Origin of the sequence: Methanocaldococcus sp. (assembly GCF_024490875.1) — an archaeon.
Classification (GTDB): domain Archaea; phylum AGJL01; class Methanococci; order Methanococcales; family Methanocaldococcaceae; genus Methanocaldococcus.
Map to the genome: position 1 here is coordinate 1 of NZ_JACCLX010000043.1, position 24,493 is coordinate 24,493.

The window sequence follows — 24,493 nt, forward strand, 5'->3', positions numbered from 1 at the left end:
GAAATTGTGTAGAAAGTTTCTTCTCTCTCCTTAAACGAAAAACTAAATCTTTCTATAATAGATTCCCTAATAATTCCAAATTTATTACCATTATCTCCTGGCTTAATTCTTTCGCCTCCATCTATAACTTCCTCCTATCTTTATCTTGACAATCTCATTCATACATCACCAAATTTATTTATATTCTCAAAGTAAAATTAATAATTATATAGTATAAAATTTTTAAATTCACAATCTATTTAGGGGATACATGATGATAAAGAAAGCGGTAATACCAGTTGCAGGATTTGGAACTAGATTGTTGCCAATAACCAAAGCACAACCAAAAGAAATGCTACCAGTAGTTAATAAGCCTATCGTTCAGTATGTTGTTGAAGATTTAGTTGAGGCAGGAATAAAAAATATTTTATTTGTTACAGGGAAAGGAAAACAGGCAATAGAAAATCATTTTGATATAAATTATGAGTTAGAGTGCAAATTAAAAAATTCTAATAAATATGATCTTTTAAAGGCCATTAAAGAAATTGACAATTTAGGAAACATATTCTATATAAGACAGAAAGAGCAAAAAGGTTTAGGAGATGCTATTTTATATGGAAAAGAGTTTGTTGGAGATGAATACTTCATAGCAATGGTTGGAGATACAATTTACTCAGAAAATATTGTAAAGGATTTAATAAAAGTTCATGAGAAATATGGATGCTCAGTTATCGCGTTAGAAAGAGTTCCTATGGAAGAAGTTTATAAGTATGGGGTTATCGAAGGTGAAGAAATTGATGAGGGAATTTACAAAATAAAAAACATGGTTGAAAAGCCAAATGTAGAAGAGGCTCCTTCAAATTTAATTATAACTGGAGCCTATTTACTATCACCAAAGATATTTGAAAAGATAAGACAAACTCCTCCTGGAAAGGGTGGAGAAATACAAATTACTGATGCTTTAAATCTACTTTTAAAAGAGGAAGAAATTTTAGGGGTAGAGATTAAGTGTAAAAGATATGATATTGGAGATGTGTTAGGTTGGTTAAAGGCAAATGTAGAGATTGGCTCTGAGAAACTTCCAGAATTTAGAGAATTTTTAAAAGAGTTTGTTAAGAATTTATAGTAATTTTAAATAAAATTTTTTGGGATAGTATGGATATAGCCGTAATTTTAGGACTTTTAGTAGCGATATTTTATGGTGTTGGAACATTTTTTGCAAAAATTGTTTGTGAAAAAAATCCTCTATTCCAGTGGATTGTGGTAAATATAGTAGGAATTATTTTGTCAATTTTTATAATAATTAAATACAAGGTTATGATAACAGATCAAAAAATTATTATGTATGCTATAATATCTGCAATTTTAGTAGTTATCGGCTCATTAATTTTATATTACGCCTTATACAAAGGAAAAGCAAGTATTGTCGTCCCTATATCTTCCATAGGTCCTGCTATCACTATAATTTTATCAATATTATTTTTAAAAGAGTCATTAACAACAACTCAAATGATTGGTGTTTTCCTTATATTAGTTGGAATAATACTGCTAAGTATTTCAAAATAAAAAATTATTCAGAAGAAGATAAAACATATTTTCTTGCTCCCTGTAATCCAAGTAATAATTTTATTGCTTTTATTAATTCATACACATCTTCAATTGACTCAGCATCGTATAAAGCCTCTTTAAGTTTTTCTCTTTTTGAAGGCTCAACTAAGTTTAATAAATATTCTACAGTAGCCACTAATTCAATGTATTTTCTTTCTTTATTCATTAAACTATCTAACTCATTAAGTATTTCTTGAATCTTTTGAGAAGGCATAATTTCACCATTAAATATTATTAATAACTCTACTTTATAATAATTCCATATAAATATTTTACATTATAAAAAAATTATTTTGATAAAAATTATTGGTGGTGAGATTTTGGCAATAATAGGTTTAGTTGGAAAACCAAATGTAGGAAAATCAACAATGTTTAATGCATTAACAGAAAAACCTGCTGAAATTGGAAATTATCCATTTACAACAATACATCCAAATAAAGGAATCGGTTATGTGACATCTGAATGTCCTTGCAAAGAGTTGGGAGTAAAATGTAATCCAAGAAACTCAAAATGTATAGATGGAATTAGATACATTCCTGTTGAAGTTATAGATGTTGCAGGTTTGGTTCCGGGAGCTCATGAAGGTAGAGGAATGGGTAATAAGTTTTTAGATGATTTGAGGCAAGCAGATGCGTTTATTTTAGTAGTTGATGCCTCTGGAAAAACAGATGCTGAGGGAAATCCTACCGAAGATTATGATCCAGTTGAAGATGTGAAATTTTTAATAAATGAGATAGACATGTGGATTTATGGTATTTTAACTAAAAATTGGGATAAATTGGCAAGAAAGGCTCAGCAAGAGAAAAATATAGTTAAAGTTTTGAAAGAACAATTAAGTGGATTAAATATTAGTGAGGAAGATATAAAAATTGCCATAAGAGATATGGATGAAAGTCCAATTAAATGGAGCAATGAGGATTTACTAAATTTGGCTAAAAAATTGAGAAAAATATCTAAACCAATGATTATAGCAGCAAATAAAGCAGATCATCCAGATGCTGAGAAAAATATTGAAAGATTAAGAAAAGAATTTAAAGATTATATAGTTATTCCAACATCTGCGGAAATAGAGTTGGCTCTAAAAAGGGCTGAAAAATCTGGGATAATCAAAAGAAAAGGAAATGACTTTGAAATAGTTGATGAGAGTAAAGTAAATGAACAGATGAGAAAAGCATTTGATTATATAAAAGATTTCCTCAAAAAATATGGTAGTACTGGGGTTCAAGAGTGTATAAATAGAGCATACTTCGATTTATTAAATATGATAGTTGTGTATCCAGTAGAAGATGAAAATAAATTTACAGATAAAGAAGGAAATGTATTACCAGATGCTTTTTTAGTTAAAAAAGGAACTACTGCAAAAGATTTGGCATATAAAATTCACACAGAATTAGGAGATAAATTTATTTATGCAATAGACGCAAAGAGAAAAATTAGAATAGGGGCTGATTATGAATTAAAACATAACGACATTATTAAAATTGTCTCTGCGGCAAAATAAGAATTATTTACTCAAAAACTTTACTCATACAGCCAGCCAACAATCCAGCAATTGCATCATCTAAAAACATATATCCTTTTTTATCCAACTCTCCAATAATTCCCGGTTTTTTAGCATCGTAAAATCTAAAATTAAATATTGCCTTAGTTCCAGCAATCTCATTTGCTATTGCTAAACCAAGAACTTCATCAACATATACATAGTTAGGATCTTCACTATAATTAAATGGCAAATTATTATTTTTTCCTTCTTTATCTAACAATATAGCCGCAATTAACAAAGTGGAAACATTAGGATTATTTAATTCTTTTAATATGATTATTTTAAGTTTTTCTTTAACCTTATCTATTTCCTTAGTATCTCCAACATATAAAGAAATCCCAGCATCTATTAAATTTTCTATATTAATTCCATAACTTTTTAAAAGCCCTATAATATCCATAAAAAAACCTCATTTAGTTTTTTATTAATAAATCTCTTAATATATTATATGCCTCATCAACTGTTATTGGTAAGTTATCAATATTTATTTTACTTATTAAATCTTTATCATCTAACAGAAGTTTAAATAATTTAGTTACCTCAGGAACATCTAAATTATTTTTTTCTAAGATTTCTACATTACTAAATATTTCCTTTGGAGTTCCTTCAGCAATAATTTTTTTATTTAGAATATAACATCTATCAGCGAGCGTTATAAGATTTGGATCATGACTTACAAATACAATGGTTTTATTCTTACTTTTTAAATCTTTAATTAAGTTTATTATGTAATTTCTACTTTTTGGATCTAAGTATGATGTAGGTTCATCCATAAGTATAACATCTGGAGTTATTGATAAAACTGCCGCAATTGATGATTTCTTTTTTTCGCCACCACTGATATTGTAAGGATGCTTATCTTTTATATGGTTTAAATTCATTTCATTTATAACTTTTTCAGTAACTTTTATAGCTGTATCTTTATCATAAAGGTGTAGAGGAGCAAAAGCCACATCATCCCAAACTGTTGGACTGAACAGCATAGTATCTGGATCTTGGAATATAAATCCTACTTTTTTTCTAAAGTATTTCATAAACTCTATATCATTTAATAATCTTTCCTCTAATTTTTTTCCTTCAAAATATACCTCTCCTTTTTTTGGAAACTCTAAAGCATCTAATATTTTTAAAAGTGTTGTTTTTCCAGCTCCGTTAGGGCCTATAATTGCTACTACCTCTCCTTCATAAATTTTCATATTTATATTGTCCAATGCAATAGTTCCATCTGGATATTGATAATATACGTTCTTTAATTCATACAAAGGTTTCATAGTATCAACCTATCATAACCTAATGAAATAGATGATATTAATACTATAAAACATAAGAAGATTATGTCATAATATTTAACTTTAAAATTTGTAAAAATCCTTGGTTCGTTTAAGTAGCCTCTTGAAAGCATTGCATAATAAATATCTTCACCCATTCTCTGAGTTTTTATAAAGAGTGCTCCCATACTTTTACCAGCAATAATCCAACTTTCTTTTAGCTTTAAATTCCTACACAATCTTGATTTTTTTGAATACATCATCTCTAAGACATTGTTTAATAATAAAAATATATATCTATATGCGAGTGTCATTATCGTTATTACAATATCTGGAACTCCTAAACTATTAAGTGCCTTCATTATCTCGTCCCATCTCGTAGTTAAGGTTATTAAGACAGTGTAAGATATTGCTGTTGCCACTCTAAGAGTAAATAATATAGCATATTTTATTCCTTCATAAGTAATAGCAATATAATAAGGTTTTTTTAGAATTACATAAATTGGATGCCCAGGAGTTAAGAATATTACAGGAAATACAATTATTCCTGTAAATAGAGGAATAAATAGCCAAACTCTTTTTATATAGTAAAGTAATGGAATCCTTGATAGAATACAAAAAATTAGGGATAAAAGATATAAAAATATCAAAACTTCAATATGCTTAATTGAAACCGTTGTTATAACCAATATAATTAATCCAATTATCTTTATTCTTGGATCTAATTTTTGCAAAAAACCATCCTTATTCCTTGCAAATTTTTCTGAAAAAACTGCCTCACTAATATATTTTATTACGTGCTCAACTGTTTTATTTATTAACTTCACAGAATTCACCATTATTTATTAAATATGAGATAAACAAAAATCTAAAATTTAAATATTTAATATAAAGAGTAAAAGTAAAGTTTAAAAATAATAAAATAAAATGTAAATATTAAGTACGATTTGAATATACAATCTTTGTTAGTCCATAGAACGCTCCTAAGCATAAGGCAACTCCAACAATTGCTGATATTATATAACCTATCGATGCTCTAACAGGATCATCCCATCCAGGAATGTCATAATCTGGTAGGATTGCATAACTCCAAATGCCAGATAGCTCCTCCATACCTTGAATGTTTGCATGAACTTTTTCTGCTACATCATTGACATCCCATTCCCCCCAAGCATCTCCATAGTTCCATACTAAGAGAATTCCAAGAGGACATAATATAATCATTGCAATAATTAAATACAAAAATTTTTTAACTAATGGATCTTTAAAGTCTATCAATTAACTCACCTCCATAGATCTCTTCGTTAATTCGAACAAATCAGGTCTTGCCTTTTTAACATACCATACAACTATTGCTGTTACAACAGCCGCTGCTGGTCCAGCAGTTGTTAAGTGTGCAAATGCCATTGCAGGAACTGATACAGTAAATGGATATGGACAGTAACCGGGCTCTATATAAGGTTGTAGTCCAAATTCAAAGCCAGCAACTATTGCTGCTGCTACTATTCCAACATAGGCTCCAATACCACTTGCTATAACATCTCCAACCTTATTTCTTAAAAATTTGTAAGTATAATAACCAACAAATGGTAAAACTACTCCCATGTTAAAACAATTAGCTCCTAATGTAGTAATTCCTCCATCTCCAAAGAAAATTGCCTGGATAAACAATACAATGGATATTGCTATTGTTGCTACCCATGGATTGTCCATTAATATAGCTATTAATGTCCCTCCAACCATGTGGGCTGTTGTCCCATCTGGAACTGGAAGGTTGTACATCATTACTAAAAATGAAAATGCCGTTAATATCCCTAACAGTGGTATTTGCTTTGGATGTAAAGTTTTCAATGCTTTTATTCCTTTATACCAGAAATATAGCATTATAAGATAAAAAAATGCACAGGTTATTGGTCCTAAATATCCATCTGGTATGTGCATATTACCACCTTTTTGTTTATAATTTATTATTACTAATGTCTCTTAACATCATACATAATATTAGTAATACTATTTAAAATTTTTTATTTAAACTTTATGAATATAGGATTTAAAATTTAATTATAGTGATCTTTAAGATTTAATTTCTTTTTTATAATAATTATAGCAATATAACCAAGAATTGTTGGGAATATGTATGATATTAATCTATCTAATATTGTAACTACTGCTGCCACTGATGGAGGGATATTAAAAACTGTAAAGGAAATAATCATTACAGTATCTGCAGTTCCAAAACCGCTGGGAGTTACAGATAAAACTCCTGACAATAAAGTTAAGAGATATACAGTTGCAACACTCAAAATAGAGACAATATAGGGGATTGATAAAAATAAAATCCATAATTTTATAATATCTACTGCATACCAAAGAATTGATAGTAAAATAACAATATATACTTCTTTGCCTCTTTTATTTTTTAAAAATTTTAAACTATTATAAAATTCATCAATTGATTTTAAGATAATTTCTTTATTATGGTTGTATGAAGTATATTTGCATATAATTTCTGATATTTTTATTACAACTGTAATTAAAAGTTTTTTATTAGATATTAAATAGATAATCATAGATGTTAGTAAGAATAAAAAAGCCCACGATAGTATTAAATATACAATATATCTAAACCCATTAATAATAAAGTATCCTATTACGAATAATGTAAAAAACAAAAATATTGCTGAATCTAAAACTCTCTCCACTACAACTGTTGAAAAAGCCAAACCTTTTGGAATATTTTCGAGTTTTGATAAGTAGTAGGCTCTAAATGCTTCTCCACCACTTTTCATTGATGGAGTAATATTGTTAATAAAAGTTCCCATAAGAATCAATAAAAAAATATTCTTTAATGAGGATCTATATCCTAAAATTTTTGTAATAAATCTCCATCTAACAGCAAGGATAAAAGTAACTATCAACTGCAAAATAATGGCTAATATTATATATATAGGATTAACTTTCAATAAGATTTTAATAATTTTGTTTATTCCTATATAATAGAGAATTGCAAATATAAAAAGGATGCTAATAAAAAGGGCTATATGAGATTTTGTAATTTTTATTTTCATTAATATCCCCTAATTTTGTTCCTAATATATTTTAAAATTTCGTCTCCTACATCTTTTGTTTTTAAACATCCACCCAAATCAGGAGTAACCTTTTTATTCATTAAACAATATTTTACTGCCTCTCTAATAATATCTCCTTTCTCTTTTTCACCAATGTAGTCAAAAAGCATTGCAACACTTAATATAGCGGCCATAGGATTTGCTATTCCTTTCCCAGATATGTCTGGAGCAGAACCATGAACTGGCTCAAATAAGGCCTTATTATCTCCAATGTTTGCTGATGGTGCCAATCCTAAACCTCCAATTAATGCTGAAGCCTCATCTGATAAAATATCTCCAAACATATTAGTTGTTACAATAACATCGAACATATTGGGATTCTTTATTAAATACATAGATGTTGCATCGACTAAATAATCATCTGCTTCTATTATATTCTCATAAGTCTTTTTTATAGTATTGAAAACCTCTAAAAATAAACCATCAGTAATTCTTAAAACATTTGCCTTATGTATACACGACACTTTTTTTCTATTATTTTTTACTGCATACTCAAATGCAAATTTTATTATTCTTTCACAGCCTTTTTTTGTTATAACTCTCTCAGCAATGGCTGTATCTTTATCCAATTTTTCTCTACCTACATATAAATCTTCTGTATTCTCTCTTATAATTACTATATCAATATTTTTAATATTTAAAAATTCATAATCTGCAATTTTTCCTATTATATGTCCTAATCCAAAGTTGTTTATTGGTCTAACATTTGCATATAAATTAAATAATTTCCTTAAAGTTATAATGGGACTTCTGTAATTTTTAACTGTTCCTGGTTTTGGGGAAGTTATAGCACCAAATAAAATAACATCCGCTTCTTTAGCCTTTTTTATAGTGTCTTCTGGTAAGGCATTATTATATTTCTTTAAACATTCTAATCCCGCCTCTCCTTTTATTATTTCAAAATCTCCAAGTTCTTTTAATATTTTTACCGCCTCTGGAATAACCTCTTTTCCTATTCCATCCCCTTCAATAACACATATTTTTACCATATATAACACCAAAAACTTTTATAGGTTTGAAGATACTTTTATAAAATTATCATTTTAATGTATTACTTTGTTTAAGATAAAGACATTAAAGAGGGATAATAATGAAATATTTGGATATTCCAAAATTAATTAGAGAAATTTCTATGAAACAGCATGAGTGGATGAGAGAGTGCATAAAGTTAATTGCAAGTGAAAACATAACAAGTTTAGCTGTTAGAGAAGCATGTGCTACTGATTTTATGCATAGATATGCTGAAGGATTGCCTGGTAAAAGATTATATCAAGGATGTAAATATATAGATGAAGTTGAAACAATCTGTATAGAATTGTCTAAGGAGTTATTTAAAGCAGAACACGCAAATGTTCAACCAACAAGTGGAGTTGTCGCTAATTTAGCAGTATTTTTTGCTGAAACAAAACCTGGGGATAAGTTAATGGCTTTAAACGTTCCAGATGGTGGACATATAAGTCATTGGAAAGTTAGTGCCGCAGGAATTAGAGGATTAAAAGTGGTTAATCATCCATTTGATCCTGAAGAGATGAATATTGATCCTGACGCAATGATTAGGAAAATATTGGAAGAAAAACCAAAACTTATTTTATTTGGTGGCTCTTTATTTTTGTTTCCGCATCCAGTATCTGACGCTTATGAAGCTGCTCAAGAAGTAGGAGCTAAAATAGCCTATGATGGGGCTCATGTTCTTGGTTTGATAGCAGGAAAACAATTCCAAGACCCATTAAGAGAAGGAGCGGATTATTTAATGGGAAGTACTCATAAAACATTTTTTGGCCCACAAGGAGGAATTATATTAACTAAAAAAGAAAATGCTAATAAAATAGATACTCATGTATTTCCAGGGGTCGTTAGTAACCACCACTTGCATCATAAAGCTGGTTTAGCCATTGCATTGGCAGAAATGTTGGAGTTTGGAGAAGATTATGCTAAACAAGTAATTAAAAATGCAAAAGCATTAGCTCAGGCTTTGTATGAAAGAGGATTTAATGTTTTATGTGAATATAAAGGATTTACAGAAAGTCATCAGGTAGTAATTGATATTGAAAGTTCTCCTGATATTGAATTTTCAGCAAGTGATTTAGCTAAGATGTATGAAGAGGCAAATATTATCTTAAATAAAAACTTATTGCCTTGGGATGATGTTAATAATTCTGAAAATCCAAGCGGTATTAGATTAGGAACTCAAGAATGCACAAGATTAGGTATGAAAGAAAAAGATATGGAAATAATTGCTGAATTTATGAAAAGAATTGCAATTGATAAAGAAAAACCTGAAAAAGTTAAAGAGGATGTTATTGAATTTGCTAAAGAATTTAGTGAAATACATTACTCTTTTGAACATGGAGATGGATTTAAATACTTGAAATTTTATTAGATTTACTTTTTTAAATTTTAAAATAAATGGTAATTGGTGAAAAAATGGCTGTTCATCCAATTGATTATAGATATGGTACTCCAGAAATGAGAAGAGTTTGGGAAGAAGAAAACAAATTAGAAAAAATGTTAAAGGTTGAGGCAGCATTAGCAAAGGCTCAAGCAGAACTTGGTTTAATTCCTAAGGAAGCGGCAGAGGAAATAAATAGAAAGGCATCTACAAAATATGTAAAGTTAGAAAGAGTTAAAGAAATTGAAAAAGAAACAAAGCACGATGTTGTAGCGATGATTAGAGCATTGGCAGAAGTTTGTGAAGGTAATGCTGGGGAATATATACACTTTGGAGCTACATCAAATGATATCGTAGATACTGCCAATTCTTTACTAATAAAAGAATCAATTGAAATTATAGAGAAAAAGTTAAAGGAGTTAAGAGATATTTTGTTAAATAAGGCAGAAGAGCATAAATATACTGTTTGCGTTGGTAGAACTCACGGACAGCATGCAATTCCAACAACTTATGGAATGAGATTTGCTTTATGGGCTGCTGAGATCGACAGACACTTGGAGAGATTAAATGATGCTAAGAAAAGAATCTGTGTCTCTATGATAACTGGGGCAGTAGGAACAATGGCTGCAATGGGAGAGAAAGGTTTAGAAGTCCATAAGAGAGTTGCAGAAATTTTAGGATTAACTCCTGTATTAATTTCAAATCAGGTTATACAGAGAGATAGACATGCTGAATTTGTATTTTTATTAGCTTTAATTGCTCAGACTTTAAATAAAATTGGAGTTACAGTTAGAAACATGCAAAGGACAGAGATAGGAGAATTAGAGGAAGAGTTCGATCCTACAAAGCAGACAGGTTCATCAACAATGCCACATAAAAGAAATCCAATAACTTTTGAACAAATTTGTGGTTTATCAAGGGTTATAAAATCCTTATGTATTGCAGAAATGGACAATATTCCTTTATGGGAAGAGAGAGATTTAACAAATTCATCAGCAGAGAGATGCATATTTGCAGAGGTTTGTGTTTTGACAGATCATATTTTAACATTGGCAATTAAAGGAATTAAAAAACTAAAAGTTAATATTAAAAATGTTGAGAAAAACTTGGAATTAACAAAAGGGCTAATAATGGCTGAAAGAATAATGATTGAGTTAGCTAAGAGGGGAATGGGAAGGCAGACAGCTCATGAAGTCGTTAGAAGATGTGCGATGAAGGCGTATGAAGAAGATAGACATTTAAAAGATGTTTTATTGGAAGATGATGAAGTTATGAAGTATTTAGCAAAAGAAGAAATAGAAAAATTGATGGATCCAAAAACATATATTGGATTAGCTCCAGAAATTGTAGATAATGTTATAAAAACTTTAAGAAATAAAGAATATTAAATAAATTTTTTCATTATTTTATTTTCAATCTATTTTTTTTACATTTTAATGGTGGTTATTGTGGATTTTATGGGGGCAATATCAAAAGATGGCTTAAACATTGCTAACAAATCAAGAGAAATCGTTAGAAAAAAAATAAAAGAAGTTTTAGGAGATAAAATAAACCAATTTAATGAGAAAGAATTAGGAATTATTGAAAGAGTAGTTCATGCTACTGCTGACCCAGAATACGCAAAACTTTTAGTTTTTAAAAATAATCCAATAGAGAGTGGAATTAAAGCAATAAAAAATAAAACTCCAATAGTTACTGATGTGAATATGATTAAAGTAGGAATAAGGTATGATAATGTTCATTGCTATATAGATCATCCAAAAGTTTATGATGTTGCTAAAAAAGAAGGAATTACAAGGGCTATGGCATCAATGAGGTTTGCTAAAGATTTAATAAATGGAGGAATTGTTGTTATAGGAAATTCTCCAACTGCACTATTTGAAGTAATAAGATTAATTAAAGAGGAAAATATAAAGCCAAAATTAGTTATTGGCGTTCCTGTTGGCTTTGTCCAAGCGTCAGAATCCAAGGAAAATCTTAGAAAGATAGATATTCCAAATATAACAACTATAGGCCCAAAAGGAGGAACTCCTGTGGCAGTTTCTATAATTAATGGAATAATTGCATATGCAAAAGATGAGAGGGCTTAATTTTAGGTGAAATTATGGAAATCTTAGTTAGATATGGGGAGATTGGATTAAAATCTGAAGTTATAAGAAAAAATTTGATAGAAATTTTAAGAAAAAACATTATAAAATTATTTAGAAAGTATGAAATTGATGTGGATGTTAAAATACTGCATTGGAGGTTGTTAGTTAAAGTAAATACAAAAGGTAAGGAGGAATTAGCAATAAAATTATTAAAAAAAGTTCCGGGCATTGTTTCATATAGCCCTGTTTATGTGTGTCCTTTAGACATTAACGAAATTGTTAATTATGCAGTTCAAATAATAAGGAAGAAATTAAAAGAGATTAATAAAGAAAAAATAACCTTTGCTGTTAAAACTAAGAGAAGTAACAAAAGTTTTCCATACACATCTCCAGAAGTTAATAGAATAGTTGGAGAGGCAATAGTTGAAAAACTTGGATTGGATGTAGATTTGAGTAATCCAGACATTGTTTTAGGAATTGAGATTTTAAAAGATAACGCCTATTTATTTACAGAAAAGTATGAAGGAATTGGAGGATTGCCAGTAGGTAGTCAAGGAAAAGTTTTATGTTTAATCTCTGATGGTATAGACAGTCCAGTAGCGGCATTTATGATGATTAGAAGAGGTTGTAATGTAGTATTATTACACTTGAAAATGAATGAAGAATCTTTAAACAAAGTTAGAAAAATTGTTGAAGTTTTAAGTGATTACGACACTCAATTAGAATTTGTTGTCTATGACTACAAAAAAGACATTGAAGATATAGTAGAAAAGTTAAAGAGCATTAAAAAAGAAAACTATACATGTATATTTTGTAAAAGAAAGATGCTAAAAATTGCAGAAAAGTATGCTAAATACCTAAATTGCGATGCTATAGTTACTGGAGATAATTTAGGACAAGTAGCTTCACAAACATTAAAAAACCTTAAAGTTATTGATGATGTAATAAATTATTTAACTTTGAGACCTTTAATTGGTTTTGATAAAGATGATATTGTAAAAATTGCCAAAGATATTGGAACTTATGAAATATCAACTGAAAAAGAAATAAAATGTCCTTATCTCCCAAAGCATCCAAAAACTATTGCTAAAATAGAAGAAATTAAAAAAATTAAAGAGAATGTTAAACTTATATAAACATATCTAAATTCTTAAAGAATTAGATTATTTAAATAATTTGTAAAATCTCTAAAGGAGTGTTATGATGTCATCCCTCTTCATATAACCGCCATAAACCGAAAATTTTAAATACTGCAAATTTAATAAAAACTCTTATAAAATTTTGAGGTGATATAATGGGAGAGTTACCAGTAGCACCATTTGAAAGAATATTGAAGAAGGCAGGAGCAGAGAGAGTAAGTAGAGCTGCTGCAGAATACTTGGCTGAGGCAGTTGAAGAAATTGCTTTAGAAATCGCAAGAGAGGCAGTTGATTTAGCTAAGCATGCTAAGAGAAAAACCGTTAAAGTCGAAGATATTAAATTGGCATTAAAAAAATAAGAAAATATTTTATTTCTTTTTAATTTTTTCATATATTATTTATATGTTTTTGCTATATTTTTATACCTCATTATATTTATATATTTGCATAATTTATTAATAGTATGGTGAAACTATGCATAAAAGAATTGAAAATATAAAATATGCTGTGATTACAGTAAGTGATAGTAGATATAATAATTTAATTATGGGCAAAGATGTAAATGACGAATCTGGAAATTTATTAAAAAAAGAGTTAAACGCTGAAATATACACTATAATCCCAGACAATAAAAATATGATTAAGGGAATAATTGAACATATTATTGAATCTTTTGATGTAGATTGTATCGTTTTAACTGGTGGAACTGGAATAGCGAAGAGAGATGTTACTGTTGATGCTCTAAAAGAAATTATAGAAAAAGAAATTGATGGCTTTAAATTTTTATTTCAAAAGTTAAGTTATGAAGAAGTAGGATTTTCATCTATGCTATCAAGAGCGATGGCTGGAATTTATAAAGGAAAAATTATATATGCACTTCCTGGTTCAGTAAATGCTTGTAAAACTGCATTAAAAATAATAAAAGAAGAAACTGGGCATATATTGGGACATATAAGAGAGGGATAACTATGAAATTTTTATTAATATCTTCAAATAAAGATTTGGCAAGTAAAAACATAGCCAGTCATTTAAAAGAGTATTTTGATATCTTTGAAACTGATAAAGAGTTGTTGGAATTAAAAAGTTCAGATTTGGAGGATGCTGATTACTACATATTTTTATCAAAGCATAGAAGTAAAGCAAATCAGCCATCTCTAACAGTCCATACTCCAGGAAATTTAACAGAAAATAATGATTTTGGTGGAAATCCTAAAGAAGTTTGTCCATGTGATGCTATTTTAAACACACTTCTATTGAAAAATATCTATAAAAACTACAATATATATTATGAAAATAATAAAATCTCTAAATTTGATGTCTCTTTTGAAGTAGTTCATCACTCACCTACTGATTTAAATGCCCCAACAGTATTTGTTGAAATAGGTAGTAGTGAAAAAGAATGGATTTTAAAGGAGGCTGGGGAAATTATAGCCAAGTCAGTTTTAGAAACTATTGAGATGATAAAAAATAGAGATTATGAAGATAGATTAAAAGTCATAGGATTTGGTGGAGGACATTATGCTCCTAAATTTACAAAACTTGCCTTAGAGTATGATAAATATTACTTCGGCTACTTGATTCCAAAGTATGCATCAGTTTCCGAAGATGTCTTAAATCAACTTGTTAATAAAATGGAAGTAGATAAGGTTCTTATAGATTGGAAAGGTTGTAGAGGAGAAGATAAAAAAAGATATATGGAATTCTTTAAAAATAAAGGAATAGATGTTGAAAGAGTTTAATTTTGAGGGATTTAACATGGGTTTAGATTTAAAACAGTTACTTTTAGATTTTAAAAATGGCAAAATAAGTTTGGAAGATGTTGAAAAGCAGATAAAACTTAACTATTTTGAAGAGATTGAAAATATATTAAAGTTAGATGTTAATAGAAAGTTTAGGACAGGTATTCCAGAAGTAGTTTATGGAAAAGGCAAAGAAATTAATGAAATAATAGAGGCAGTATTAAAACTTGCTGAAAAAAATGGTATCGCATTAGCAACAAAAATAGATAATATAGAAAAACTTAGTGATGAAATTAAGAAATATGATTTAAAAAACTATCACATAAAGATTAATAAAAAGGCTAAAACATTAATAATAAAAGATAAAAATTATACTATAAAAAAAATAGGTAAGGTTGGAGTAATAACCGCTGGAACTTCTGATATCCCTATAGCTGAAGAGGCTAAAGAAACCTTAGAAGTAATGGGAGTTGAGGTAATAATATCTTATGATGTAGGCATTGCTGGAATCCATAGATTATTCCCAACATTAAAAAGAATGATTAATAATGAAGTTTGTTGCATAATCGTTATTGCAGGAATGGAAGGGGCTCTTCCCTCAATAGTATCTTCTTTAGTAGATATTCCAGTTATTGGAGTTCCTACATCAACATCTTATGGAATAAAAATTACTCCTCTATTAACTATGCTTCATACTTGCTCTCCGGGGTTGGCAGTTGTTAATATAGACAATGGTTTTGGAGCAGGAGTTTTTGCAGGTTTAATTACTAAAATTATTTATGAAAAATCCTCAAAATGATAAATTATATTATTTTAATTAGTAGTTTTAAGAGAGTTAGGAAGACATAAATATAAATTCTCATAAAATAAATATTAACAAAAATTTTGAGTTGAGGGAAATTATGATAAAGATTGTTGAAGGAGAATTTATAAAAACACTAACTGATGGAAATCTAGAAAATTTAGTAAAGGAGTTGGATAGAGGGTATATTCTTATTATGGTAAAAGAAAATAATAAACTACATGAAGGTTACATTTTTGTAGAAGACGGAGAAATAGTTGGTTATTACTATACTGATAATCATTTAGAGGAAAGCATTGGAAAACCAGACAAGGTTTTAGAACTTTTAAATAAAGAAAATAAAATTATCGAATTATATAGATATGATAAGGAAAAGTTAGATTTAATGAAGTGGCTATATCCAGAAATATTTGTAAAAAAACATAAAGTATCTAAAAAAGAAAGTAAAAAAGAAGAGAAAGAAGAAATAAAAGAAAATTATTTACAAATAAAATTAACTATACCTCTTGACAAGATTATTTCTGCAAATGTTAAAGATTTTGAATCATATTTAGAAGATGGAAAATATAAATTAATTAATGTTTATAGAAAAGTTAATGGTTTCTATGAAATTGGATATATAATATACTACGGACATACGCCAATTGCCGCCGCTTATGAATGTAAATATGGGGTTTTATTAGGAAAAGATGCATGTGAAAAAATAGAAGAACTATTAAAAGATGAAAATTCAGTTATTGATGTATATGAATTCGATGAAAAAAAATTAACTGTTTTATTAGATGAATTCCCAGAGATGAAAATTGAAAAAGAACAAAAAGAAGATGTTATTGATGTGAAATTATATGAAAAAGAAGAGGCTCCTATATTAACAAGCTATGAAGAAGATGTAGAACTTTCCAGAGAAGAACTATTAAAAAAATTAGGTATATCTGAACCTGATGAAGGATGGATTGAATCTATACTTGAAGATCTATTAAGACCTAGTGATGAAGAATTAAAAGAACTAAAAAATAGGATAGAAAGAGAAATTTATGAAAAAATTAAAAATATCGATGGAGTAGATGATGTATATCTAGATATAAATGTTAAATGGGAAAATAATAGATACTATATATATGGGGACATTACTGTGAAAAGAAAGAAAATTTTAGGGATTATAAAGAAAGATGTAGATCCATCAATAATTAAATTTGAAATTGATAATATTATAAAAAAACATTTATCTAAATATACTTCAAGATTATCACTACATATTGAGTAATATATACAAAATATAAAGAGGTCTAAATATGGAAGCTACAACAATATTTTTGATTCTCTTTATATTGGGGGTTTTTATAGGAATAGGGCTTTATTTTTTCAAAGAACGTGAAAAAAGGAAAACTTATAAACTAATTGAGATGGAAGTTATTGAAAATCTTAAAGAGTTAAAAGCTTATATGGATACAGGGGATAAAGAATTCTCTAAAGAATTTGATTTAGTAGAAATTGCTTTAACATATGATATTGGAGATATTATTGTTGTCGATGATGAAGGATTAATTATTGCCTCTACATTAAAAGATGCTGATGATATTGGAGCTATAGACTTGGGGATATTTGAGTATGCAAAGAAATTTTATAAAGATATTAAAAAAATAATTATTCAAAGAAAAGATAAGTATATCTATATATATCCTATTAAATTATGTAACGAGCACTTATATATAATCTTAGAATCAAAAATTATGCTTGAAATAGTTGATGAAAGAGAAATCATTAAAAAAACTTGTAATGTTATTAAAAACTATTTCAAAGAGTTTGAAGATCTTAATGTTGAAAAATCTGATGATTTTAAATAGGTAAAATCGTTCCTTTAACAGGAACATATGTGGGAATCTTTAAAGTTTTCCATATAGTCATGGCAAATGATAATGATTGATATCTTTCACCATGCATAACTATTGCCTTTTCAGGTTTAGGAATTTTTTTTATGTATCTTACTAAGGAGTTATAATCTCCATGTGCTGAAAATTCTATTTTAACTACATTTCCTCTTACAGGAATTTTATTTTTAAATGGCTGTATTTCTTTAACACCCTCTTCTAAATCTCTACCCAAAGTTCCCTCTGCTTGATAGCCAGTTAATATAATCTTATTCTTTGGGTCTTTTAATAATCTTAAATATTTTAATATTGGCCCACCCTGAACCATTCCTGATGTAGAAACAATTATACATGGCTCATTTTTATTAAATACTAATTTTTCATCTGCTTTTTTTATATCTCCAAATGGATTAATTCCAGATTCAATCATATTCTTTATTTTTGGATTTAGCCAATTTGCATAACTTAAATAAACAGATGTTGCGTGAATTAAAGAACCATCTGTATATATAGGAACATTTTTTAACTTTCCACATCTCATATAGTTGTTTATTATTAAAAGTATCTCCTGAGCCCTTCCAATGGCAAATACTGGAATAATAACTTTTCCACGATTTTCTATGGTTTCTGAGATTTCTTCGATTAACATCTTTTCTAAAGTTTTTCTTGATGGCTTTATATCTAATGGAGAGCCATATGTAGATTCTATAATTAAAACATCTATATCATCAATGTCAGTATCTGCTGGAAGTAATGTTCTTGAAGGACCTTCATTAATATCCCCAGTGTATAAAATTTTTTTTCCATCGACTTCTAAGTATATTGACGCACTTCCTAATATATGTCCTGCATTGTAAAATTTGAATTTTATATTATCATCTATCTTTTTTTCTTCATAGTAGTTTAGAGTCTCAATACTTCCCATAGCAATTTGAATATCTTCTTCTTTAAATGATTTAGTTAAATTTAATGTATCTTTCCATGTGAGGTACATTAAATCTGCTGTTGGATGAGTGCAATAAATTTTTTTAAATTTGTAAAAAGGAATTGCTCCACAGTGGTCAAGATGAGCATGTGAAACAATAACTGCATCTATATATTTGTCGTCTATTTTGGGAATACTGTTATTATCAGGAGACATTCCACAGTCTAACAATATTTTCCTTTCTTGTGTTTCTATCTCTACACAACTCATTCCTATCTGTTGACAACCTCCATGAAACTTTAATAAAACCATATTCACCATCCCAAAAAATTATATATAACTATTTAAGTAATTTTAAATTATCCCAATATCTTTAAAAGAATATGGATTAAAATAGTCCTATGCCTTATTTAACAACCTAAATAAAACAGAAATAAAATTCTTTATAATCATTATTCATAAATCTATTTTAGTATATTTAAATTTTACTGTTTAAATAAACTCATCTTGGTGAATATAATGGAACATAGGCATGTTATTTCTGCATTAGTTTTAAATAAGCCTGGTGTATTGCAAAGAATTTCAGGATTATTTACAAGAAGAGGATTTAATATTTCAAGTATTTCTGTTGGAACTACTGAAAATCCCCAAATTTCGAGAGTAACTATTGTAGTTAATGGTGATGATAACATATTAGAGCAGGTTGTAAAACAACTTAATAAGTTAATTGATGTAATTAAGGTTAGTGAGTTGGAAGAGAAAAAGTCAGTTCAGAGAGAGTTGTGTTTAATAAAAATATATGCTCCAACAGAAAGTGCTAAATCCCAAGTTATTCAATATACAAGTATATTTAGAGGAAATGTTGTTGATTTAAGTCCAGAATCTATGATTGTTGAAATAACTGGTAGTGAAGATAAGATAAATGCATTTATTGAATTAGTTAGACCATTAGGTATTAAAGAAATGGCAAGAACTGGTTTAACTGCATTGGCAAGAGGTCCTAAAGTCTTAAAACCTAAAGGTTAAATTTTAGTTGGTGAAAAAATGGATGACAATGTAAAAATGAAATGTGGATTAGAAATACACGTTCAAATTGATACAAAGTCAAAGTTATTCTGTAACTGTTCAACAAATTACTTAGATGCTGATCCAAACACCAACATTTGTCCATCTTGTGTTGGATTACCTGGGGCTAAACCACTACCTCCAAACAAAAGGGCAATTGAAATTGCCATAATGGTTGCAAAGATGCTTGGATGTGAGATAGTAACTGATAGAGATATTTACTTCCAGAGAAAGCATTATGACTACCCTGACTTACCTTCTGGGTATCAGAGAACATCTACTCCTATAGGAGTTAATGGAGAATTTATGGGTATTAGAATATCTGAGGTTCATTTAGAAGAGGATCCAGGGCAGTATAATCCAAGTTTGGGAATAGTTGATTACAATAGAAGTGGTACTCCCTTAATAGAAATAGTTACAGAGCCAGATATAAAGAGTCCAGAAGAAGCGAGAGAGTTTTTAAAGCAATTAATGACTTTATTTAGATACCTTGGGTGTTTAAGAGGAGAAGGAACGATGAGGGCTGATGTTAATATATCAATTGAATACATGGGCGTTCAAGGAAATAGGGTTGAAGTTAAAAACATTAACTCAATTAAAGGAGTATATAAGGTTTTAAAATATGAAATAATTAGACAAAAAAATATTATTAAGAGAGGGGGAGTTGTTAAGAGAGAAACAAGGGCTTTCTTAGAAAGTCAGATGATAACTAAGGCAATGAGAAGTAAAGAAACGGCTGAGGATTACAGATATATCCCAGATCCTGATATTCAGCCAATAGTTATTTCTGAAAACTGGGTTAAGAAGATAGAGGAAGAGATGCCAGAAACTCCATTGGCTAAGAGAAAGAGGTTTGTTGAGGAGTATGGTATTGATGATGAAGATGCCAAAGTTTTAGTTTCTGACTTAGATATGGCTGAAATGTTTGAAGAAGTTGTTAAATCTTTGGGTGTTGATAAAGAAAATGTTGATTTAGCAGTTACTTGGATTAGAAATGAGTTAAAAAGAAGTTTGCAGTATCACAAAGTAGATTTATACGAAAGTGGAGTTAAGGCAGAGCATATAGTTGAATTAATAAAGTTAATTAAAGATGGAACAATTTCTCAAAAAATTGGTAAAGAAATAGTTGATTTATTGGTTATAAATAGAGGTAAAAAGACACCCAAAGAAATTGTTGAAGAACTTGGATTAACTGTAATTAAAGATGAAGATGCCTTAATTAAGGCAGTTGAAGAAGCAATAAACAACAATCCTCAGGCGGTTAATGACTATTTAAGTGGAAAAAAAGAGGCCTTAAACTTCTTAATGGGTCAGGTTATGAGATTAACAAGAGGTAGGGCAGATCCAAAAAAAGTTATTGAGTTGTTAAAAGAAAGGTTAGATAACAAATAAGATATTACTTAAGATTTTATAGATTCATATATTATGTGGTTTTTTATTTTTCATAGATTTTTTAATTTTTATATTTTTATGATATTTTTATTTTAGATACTTGGATTAGTATGGTGATATAATGGCAGATCTTGATAGAAAACTAATTGAAATTTTAGATATTTTGTCTAAATCAAAAGAGCCTGTAGGAGCTAAAATTATAGCCAAAGAACTTAATAAAAGAGGATATAAAATAGGGGAGAGGGCTGTTAGGTATCATTTAAAATTATTAGATAGTATGAAATTAACAAAAAAAGTTGGCTATGCTGGTAGAGTTATAACAGAGAAAGGATTAGAAGAATTGGAAAAGGCAAATATACTTTATAGATTGGGTAGTATTTACTCAAATATATTAGAAAAGATGATCTCTGCAAATTATAGATTTGGATATGTTGTAGTGAATAGATTCCATGTATATGCTGATTTTAATGATGTTTTGAATATAATAAAAAGTGTTTATGAATCTGGACTATCTGTTGGGGATAGAGTAGGTATTATGGATAGAGAGAAATATGCTGAAATTACTACTCTATGTTCTTTAAATTTTGATAATATACTATTACAAAATGGAATATTTCCACTTCACGAGTGTGGTGGAATTGTTAAGTATGAGGATGGAAAGCCAGTAGAATTTAAAGAGGTTATAAAATATGTTTCCACATCAGTAGATCCTTTAAGTGTTTTTATTGAAACGAAAAAAACAGATGTTATGGGTATTATAGAAAATGGAGAAGGTTATCTACCAGCAAATTTTAGAGTATTTGGAGTTGAATTCTTAGAGAGATTTAAAAGTATCTTAGAAAAGGATGAGTTAAAGTGTGTAATTAGTTATGGAACTGACAATGTTTTAGGATTAGATGTTGGAGATGATAAGGTTGGAGTTGCCTTAATTGGTGGTTTAACTCCAATAGCTCCTTTTGTTGAAAATAACTACTATGTAGAGATATATCCAATGTCGTCAACTGTTAGGTTAGAATCTCTCCACAAATTTAAGAAGATCCCAAGAGAGATAGTAAATAAAAAGTCTAATGTTAGAATAAAGACAGTAGTTTCTAAAATGTTCAATGCAATGGCTAAGGTTTCTTATGATGTAGATGAGAAAGATGGAGATGTTATAGTTAATACATCATATATTGATAAAAAGTATCTTGATGAAGCGTTAGATTTATTAAAGGAGGGTTATAAAAAGGGCTTGGGAATCTCTGACAGATTGGGAATAGTTGAAGAAAAAGATAAAGTAAAGATTCAAACGATATGTGCAGTAACTTTAGATGGTATATTTTTAAGATATTCAATTCCTGTAATTCCAAGATATGGAGGAATTTTAGAGATTGTTGAAGATAAAAAGAGATTTATTGATATAATTGGGTATGATGGTTCATCATTAGATCCACATGAAGTTTTCTTTAACAGAGTTGATTGTGAAACCACATTTTTAGCAGGTTTTAGAGAAGTTCATAGAGTAGCGAGAGATAAATTAGAGATTGTCTTAGATAAATTAAAATGGAATGGTATAGATACAATAGGAGATCCTAATAACGAACTCTATGGAATCAATGTAAATAAAGATATGTGTGGTATAGTAACAATTGGAGGAATAAATCCATTAGTTTTATTGAAAGAGAATGAAATACCTATGACTTTAAAAGCTATGGATGAAGTTGTTAGATATTCTCAACTCATAAGTTATAAGGATTTATAAAAAGAAGATTTTATTGAATCCACTATTGCGTTTATTATATATTCGTCACTGACTCTATCAGCATCTTTTGATGTTAAATCAATCCTTATACTCTTACTTGCTCCTGGCATTCCTGCTACGGTAATGGTTATAATTCTATACTTCTCCAATAAGTTAAATCCAATTTCCACAAGTTTTTTAATATTTATATTATCATCTTTATGCACTCTTTTTATTACAAATCCTGTTGGAGTTTTTTCGCATATAATTTCAATATTTTTGTTAATTTTTTTAAGTTCTTCATTTAATGCTAAAATTTTAGATAAATCAAATTTCTTACTTCTCTCAAATGCTTTTTTTAATCTTTCTAAATTAAAGCTTTTTAAAGCCCTATATATCCCTGCCATTAGTGGGGGTTGAGCTTCTAAGCCAAATTTTGTTCCTTCAATATATATCTTATCTACTAAATCTTTTCTCCCTGCCAATAATCCTCCTCTTGGACCCTCCATAAGTTTATCTGTGCTTGTAACAACTAAATCTACACCCAATTTTAATGCAGGAGGTTGATTATATAGTAATCTAACTCTTGCTCCTGAAGCATCATCAACAAACACTATTGCCCCTTTATCTTTAGAAATATTAACAACTTTTTTAAAATCTTCAATATTTATAACTTTTAAATCCATAGTAGAGCCAGTAATAACAACTAAGCAATCTTTGTCTATTTTATTTATAATATCATCAACATTAGATGATTCACAATACTCAGCATTAATAATCTTACAGCTTCTTTCTATTGAGGGATGTCCGGGAAGTTCTGGCAGATAATGAACAACTTTTTTAGGCTTTAATGCTAATATTGTTGCTAAAATTGCAGAAGATGTTCTATTAAAAGCAACACATTTATCCTCTTTTTTATCTCCACCTAAGTGTTGTAATCCATATTTATTAACTTTTTCAGAGAAATAAGAAGAACCAATATAAGTATTTAACAAGTTTATATCTTCTTTCTCTATTAAAAAACCACCAGACAACCCACTTAAATCATATAACGCCTCCCTACCTTCCTTTTTTAAGATATCTAAAATAATTTTTCTTGCTTTTTCTATTCTTGAAAGTTCTTCAAAATCTGTAAGCATTTTAACTCACCATAAAAAATAATAAAAAGTCAGTTTTATGTTTTTATCCTGCACCACATGCATCTCCAAAATCCATATCACTTAATTTTTCAGTTTCTAATTCTTCTTTTTCAATTTCTTTCACAACATCTTCAATATCTTCTTTTCTTTCAGTAATTTTATATTTTTCAATAACTCTTAATAAATGAGGTCTATACATTAAGTTATTATCTAACAAAACCCAAATATTTCCTTCTTTATCTTTTCTTATATCTACAACTCTTCCTTTAGTTCCTGTATTTACATATACGACATAATCTCCAACCTTAATATTTATATTATCTTTACTAATTGCCTCAATTTCTGACATATTTATCACCACCAATTTTGTTATTGTATATTTAGTTATCTATAATATAGTCTTTTTCCCTAATTGTTTTGAACCTAAAAACGATACATATGACGATGTTATGGTATTAGGTGCGATAGGAGATGCGTCCCCGATCTGGGAGGGTCGGGGCTGAGGCAAGCCCACGACTGGGGTGGTGAAACCCCACAGCAACCAGCCGCAAGAAAGGTTTATCCTTTCTTGCGACCGTACTCCTAACTTAATTCCGGTTGATCCTGCCGGAGGCCACTGCTATCGGGGTCCGACTAAGCCATGCGAGTCATGGGGCTCCCTTCGGGGAGCACCGGCGCACGGCTCAGTAACACGTGGC

27 protein-coding genes, 1 rRNA gene and 1 pseudogene are annotated in these 24,493 nt (G+C 29.0%); 18 read left to right on the forward strand and 11 right to left on the reverse strand.

The features are described 5' to 3' along the window. From HZY31_RS07815 to HZY31_RS07825, 3 genes and pseudogenes are all read left to right on the forward strand, one after another. Positions 1-149: pseudogene (locus tag HZY31_RS07815) on the forward strand (IS6 family transposase); the annotation flags it as partial. 104 nt (positions 150-253) lie between these two features. Next, on the forward strand, positions 254-1,105 hold the full coding sequence (galU, locus tag HZY31_RS07820; protein ID WP_297318851.1) for a UTP--glucose-1-phosphate uridylyltransferase GalU: 852 nt from the start codon (positions 254-256) through the stop codon (positions 1,103-1,105). A 29-nt stretch (positions 1,106-1,134) separates the two neighbouring features. Then, a complete protein-coding gene (locus HZY31_RS07825; protein WP_297318852.1) occupies positions 1,135-1,545 on the forward strand; it encodes an EamA family transporter in 411 nt (136 codons plus the stop codon). 4 nt (positions 1,546-1,549) lie between these two features. On the opposite strand, the gene HZY31_RS07830 is transcribed toward HZY31_RS07825, so the two are convergent. Further along, the gene (locus HZY31_RS07830; protein ID WP_214399882.1) at positions 1,550-1,801 is read right to left on the reverse strand and encodes a hypothetical protein; all 252 of its coding nucleotides are present in this window, start codon (positions 1,799-1,801) and stop codon (positions 1,550-1,552) included. Positions 1,802-1,907: 106 nt separating this feature from the next. Between HZY31_RS07830 and HZY31_RS07835 the strand changes: the two genes are divergently transcribed. After that, positions 1,908-3,089 (forward strand): redox-regulated ATPase YchF, encoded by a 1,182-nt coding sequence (locus HZY31_RS07835; protein ID WP_297318853.1) that lies wholly within the window; start codon positions 1,908-1,910, stop codon positions 3,087-3,089. Between the two features lie 7 nt (positions 3,090-3,096). Here the strand turns inward: HZY31_RS07835 and HZY31_RS07840 are convergent, their stop codons facing one another. The 7 genes from HZY31_RS07840 to aksF form a co-directional block, all read right to left on the reverse strand. Further along, positions 3,097-3,531 carry a phosphatidylglycerophosphatase A gene (locus HZY31_RS07840; RefSeq protein ID WP_297318854.1) on the reverse strand — a complete coding sequence of 145 codons (435 nt, stop codon included), beginning with the start codon at positions 3,529-3,531 and terminating at the stop codon, positions 3,097-3,099. 13 nt (positions 3,532-3,544) lie between these two features. Next, positions 3,545-4,402: an energy-coupling factor ABC transporter ATP-binding protein gene (locus tag HZY31_RS07845; RefSeq protein WP_297318855.1), complete on the reverse strand. Its 858-nt coding sequence runs from the start codon at positions 4,400-4,402 to the stop codon at positions 3,545-3,547. Then, positions 4,399-5,226 (reverse strand): cobalt ECF transporter T component CbiQ, encoded by an 828-nt coding sequence (cbiQ, locus tag HZY31_RS07850; RefSeq protein ID WP_366863799.1) that lies wholly within the window; start codon positions 5,224-5,226, stop codon positions 4,399-4,401. The genes HZY31_RS07845 and cbiQ overlap by 4 nt, the downstream gene beginning before the upstream one ends. Before the next feature lie 109 nt (positions 5,227-5,335). Next, on the reverse strand, positions 5,336-5,674 hold the full coding sequence (locus HZY31_RS07855; protein ID WP_297318874.1) for a PDGLE domain-containing protein: 339 nt from the start codon (positions 5,672-5,674) through the stop codon (positions 5,336-5,338). 3 nt (positions 5,675-5,677) lie between these two features. Then, the gene (gene cbiM, locus HZY31_RS07860; RefSeq protein ID WP_297318856.1) at positions 5,678-6,340 is read right to left on the reverse strand and encodes a cobalt transporter CbiM; all 663 of its coding nucleotides are present in this window, start codon (positions 6,338-6,340) and stop codon (positions 5,678-5,680) included. A 116-nt stretch (positions 6,341-6,456) separates the two neighbouring features. Next, positions 6,457-7,467 carry a UPF0104 family protein gene (locus HZY31_RS07865; RefSeq protein WP_297318857.1) on the reverse strand — a complete coding sequence of 337 codons (1,011 nt, stop codon included), beginning with the start codon at positions 7,465-7,467 and terminating at the stop codon, positions 6,457-6,459. Continuing rightward, positions 7,467-8,516 carry a homoisocitrate dehydrogenase gene (gene aksF / locus HZY31_RS07870; RefSeq protein ID WP_297318858.1) on the reverse strand — a complete coding sequence of 350 codons (1,050 nt, stop codon included), beginning with the start codon at positions 8,514-8,516 and terminating at the stop codon, positions 7,467-7,469. Before aksF ends, HZY31_RS07865 begins: the two co-directional genes overlap by 1 nt. Before the next feature lie 101 nt (positions 8,517-8,617). On the opposite strand from aksF, the gene glyA reads away from it, so the two are divergent. From glyA to HZY31_RS07920, 10 genes are all read left to right on the forward strand, one after another. Next, a complete protein-coding gene (glyA, locus tag HZY31_RS07875; RefSeq protein WP_297318859.1) occupies positions 8,618-9,907 on the forward strand; it encodes a bifunctional serine hydroxymethyltransferase/L-allo-threonine aldolase in 1,290 nt (429 codons plus the stop codon). A gap of 44 nt (positions 9,908-9,951) precedes the next feature. After that, a complete protein-coding gene (gene purB / locus HZY31_RS07880) occupies positions 9,952-11,304 on the forward strand; it encodes an adenylosuccinate lyase (RefSeq protein ID WP_297318860.1) in 1,353 nt (450 codons plus the stop codon). 69 nt (positions 11,305-11,373) lie between these two features. Beyond that, positions 11,374-12,006, forward strand: a complete 633-nt coding sequence (locus HZY31_RS07885) for a cobalt-precorrin-8 methylmutase (protein WP_297318875.1) — start codon at positions 11,374-11,376, stop codon at positions 12,004-12,006. A gap of 14 nt (positions 12,007-12,020) precedes the next feature. Then, entirely contained in the window at positions 12,021-13,142 is a 1,122-nt protein-coding gene (gene thiI / locus HZY31_RS07890; protein ID WP_297318861.1) for a tRNA uracil 4-sulfurtransferase ThiI, read from the forward strand. A 158-nt stretch (positions 13,143-13,300) separates the two neighbouring features. Then, positions 13,301-13,504 (forward strand): histone family protein, encoded by a 204-nt coding sequence (locus tag HZY31_RS07895; protein WP_214399645.1) that lies wholly within the window; start codon positions 13,301-13,303, stop codon positions 13,502-13,504. A gap of 115 nt (positions 13,505-13,619) precedes the next feature. Further along, entirely contained in the window at positions 13,620-14,111 is a 492-nt protein-coding gene (locus HZY31_RS07900; protein ID WP_297318862.1) for a MogA/MoaB family molybdenum cofactor biosynthesis protein, read from the forward strand. A gap of 2 nt (positions 14,112-14,113) precedes the next feature. Then, on the forward strand, positions 14,114-14,884 hold the full coding sequence (locus HZY31_RS07905; RefSeq protein ID WP_297318863.1) for a D-aminoacyl-tRNA deacylase: 771 nt from the start codon (positions 14,114-14,116) through the stop codon (positions 14,882-14,884). Between the two features lie 16 nt (positions 14,885-14,900). Next, the gene (larB, locus tag HZY31_RS07910) at positions 14,901-15,683 is read left to right on the forward strand and encodes a nickel pincer cofactor biosynthesis protein LarB (protein ID WP_297318864.1); all 783 of its coding nucleotides are present in this window, start codon (positions 14,901-14,903) and stop codon (positions 15,681-15,683) included. Positions 15,684-15,786: 103 nt separating this feature from the next. After that, positions 15,787-16,950 (forward strand): DUF2226 domain-containing protein, encoded by a 1,164-nt coding sequence (locus tag HZY31_RS07915; protein WP_297318865.1) that lies wholly within the window; start codon positions 15,787-15,789, stop codon positions 16,948-16,950. Between the two features lie 28 nt (positions 16,951-16,978). Beyond that, positions 16,979-17,530, forward strand: coding sequence for a roadblock/LC7 domain-containing protein (locus HZY31_RS07920; protein WP_297318866.1), 552 nt, complete (start codon positions 16,979-16,981; stop codon positions 17,528-17,530). Here the strand turns inward: HZY31_RS07920 and HZY31_RS07925 are convergent. Next, entirely contained in the window at positions 17,523-18,791 is a 1,269-nt protein-coding gene (locus HZY31_RS07925; RefSeq protein WP_297318867.1) for an MBL fold metallo-hydrolase, read from the reverse strand. The genes HZY31_RS07920 and HZY31_RS07925 overlap by 8 nt on opposite strands. Positions 18,792-18,998: 207 nt before the next feature. On the opposite strand from HZY31_RS07925, the gene ilvN reads away from it, so the two are divergent. From ilvN to HZY31_RS07940, 3 genes are all read left to right on the forward strand, one after another. After that, the gene (gene ilvN / locus HZY31_RS07930; RefSeq protein ID WP_297318868.1) at positions 18,999-19,505 is read left to right on the forward strand and encodes an acetolactate synthase small subunit; all 507 of its coding nucleotides are present in this window, start codon (positions 18,999-19,001) and stop codon (positions 19,503-19,505) included. Positions 19,506-19,523: 18 nt separating this feature from the next. Next, positions 19,524-20,936, forward strand: coding sequence for an Asp-tRNA(Asn)/Glu-tRNA(Gln) amidotransferase subunit GatB (gene gatB, locus HZY31_RS07935; RefSeq protein WP_297318869.1), 1,413 nt, complete (start codon positions 19,524-19,526; stop codon positions 20,934-20,936). Positions 20,937-21,057: 121 nt separating this feature from the next. Further along, a complete protein-coding gene (locus HZY31_RS07940; protein ID WP_297318870.1) occupies positions 21,058-22,677 on the forward strand; it encodes a DUF128 domain-containing protein in 1,620 nt (539 codons plus the stop codon). Here the strand turns inward: HZY31_RS07940 and HZY31_RS07945 are convergent. Beyond that, a complete protein-coding gene (locus HZY31_RS07945) occupies positions 22,662-23,795 on the reverse strand; it encodes a TIGR03576 family pyridoxal phosphate-dependent enzyme (RefSeq protein ID WP_297318871.1) in 1,134 nt (377 codons plus the stop codon). The genes HZY31_RS07940 and HZY31_RS07945 overlap by 16 nt on opposite strands. Positions 23,796-23,838: 43 nt before the next feature. Then, the gene (locus tag HZY31_RS07950; protein ID WP_297318872.1) at positions 23,839-24,144 is read right to left on the reverse strand and encodes a DUF2098 domain-containing protein; all 306 of its coding nucleotides are present in this window, start codon (positions 24,142-24,144) and stop codon (positions 23,839-23,841) included. 241 nt (positions 24,145-24,385) lie between these two features. On the opposite strand from HZY31_RS07950, the gene HZY31_RS07955 reads away from it, so the two are divergent. Next, positions 24,386-24,493: ribosomal RNA gene (locus tag HZY31_RS07955) — 16S ribosomal RNA — on the forward strand; the annotation flags it as partial.

Bases quoted from the DNA above. Each gene is read 5' to 3' on its own strand.
- thiI (WP_297318861.1), top strand. From the start codon at position 12,021: ATGGAAATCTTAGTTAGATATGGGGAGATTGGATTAAAATCTGAAGTT.
- purB (WP_297318860.1), top strand. From the start codon at position 9,952: ATGGCTGTTCATCCAATTGATTATAGATATGGTACTCCAGAAATGAGA.
- HZY31_RS07920 (WP_297318866.1), top strand. From the start codon at position 16,979: ATGGAAGCTACAACAATATTTTTGATTCTCTTTATATTGGGGGTTTTT.
- cbiM (WP_297318856.1), bottom strand. From the start codon at position 6,340: ATGCACATACCAGATGGATATTTAGGACCAATAACCTGTGCATTTTTT.
- HZY31_RS07845 (WP_297318855.1), bottom strand. From the start codon at position 4,402: ATGAAACCTTTGTATGAATTAAAGAACGTATATTATCAATATCCAGAT.
- glyA (WP_297318859.1), top strand. From the start codon at position 8,618: ATGAAATATTTGGATATTCCAAAATTAATTAGAGAAATTTCTATGAAA.
- HZY31_RS07940 (WP_297318870.1), top strand. From the start codon at position 21,058: ATGGCAGATCTTGATAGAAAACTAATTGAAATTTTAGATATTTTGTCT.
- larB (WP_297318864.1), top strand. From the start codon at position 14,901: ATGGGTTTAGATTTAAAACAGTTACTTTTAGATTTTAAAAATGGCAAA.
- HZY31_RS07915 (WP_297318865.1), top strand. From the start codon at position 15,787: ATGATAAAGATTGTTGAAGGAGAATTTATAAAAACACTAACTGATGGA.
- ilvN (WP_297318868.1), top strand. From the start codon at position 18,999: ATGGAACATAGGCATGTTATTTCTGCATTAGTTTTAAATAAGCCTGGT.
- HZY31_RS07900 (WP_297318862.1), top strand. From the start codon at position 13,620: ATGCATAAAAGAATTGAAAATATAAAATATGCTGTGATTACAGTAAGT.
- galU (WP_297318851.1), top strand. From the start codon at position 254: ATGATAAAGAAAGCGGTAATACCAGTTGCAGGATTTGGAACTAGATTG.
- HZY31_RS07895 (WP_214399645.1), top strand. From the start codon at position 13,301: ATGGGAGAGTTACCAGTAGCACCATTTGAAAGAATATTGAAGAAGGCA.
- HZY31_RS07945 (WP_297318871.1), bottom strand. From the start codon at position 23,795: ATGCTTACAGATTTTGAAGAACTTTCAAGAATAGAAAAAGCAAGAAAA.
- HZY31_RS07830 (WP_214399882.1), bottom strand. From the start codon at position 1,801: ATGCCTTCTCAAAAGATTCAAGAAATACTTAATGAGTTAGATAGTTTA.
- aksF (WP_297318858.1), bottom strand. From the start codon at position 8,516: ATGGTAAAAATATGTGTTATTGAAGGGGATGGAATAGGAAAAGAGGTT.
- HZY31_RS07950 (WP_297318872.1), bottom strand. From the start codon at position 24,144: ATGTCAGAAATTGAGGCAATTAGTAAAGATAATATAAATATTAAGGTT.
- gatB (WP_297318869.1), top strand. From the start codon at position 19,524: ATGGATGACAATGTAAAAATGAAATGTGGATTAGAAATACACGTTCAA.
- HZY31_RS07865 (WP_297318857.1), bottom strand. From the start codon at position 7,467: ATGAAAATAAAAATTACAAAATCTCATATAGCCCTTTTTATTAGCATC.
- HZY31_RS07825 (WP_297318852.1), top strand. From the start codon at position 1,135: ATGGATATAGCCGTAATTTTAGGACTTTTAGTAGCGATATTTTATGGT.
- HZY31_RS07885 (WP_297318875.1), top strand. From the start codon at position 11,374: ATGGGGGCAATATCAAAAGATGGCTTAAACATTGCTAACAAATCAAGA.
- HZY31_RS07925 (WP_297318867.1), bottom strand. From the start codon at position 18,791: ATGGTTTTATTAAAGTTTCATGGAGGTTGTCAACAGATAGGAATGAGT.
- HZY31_RS07905 (WP_297318863.1), top strand. From the start codon at position 14,114: ATGAAATTTTTATTAATATCTTCAAATAAAGATTTGGCAAGTAAAAAC.
- HZY31_RS07840 (WP_297318854.1), bottom strand. From the start codon at position 3,531: ATGGATATTATAGGGCTTTTAAAAAGTTATGGAATTAATATAGAAAAT.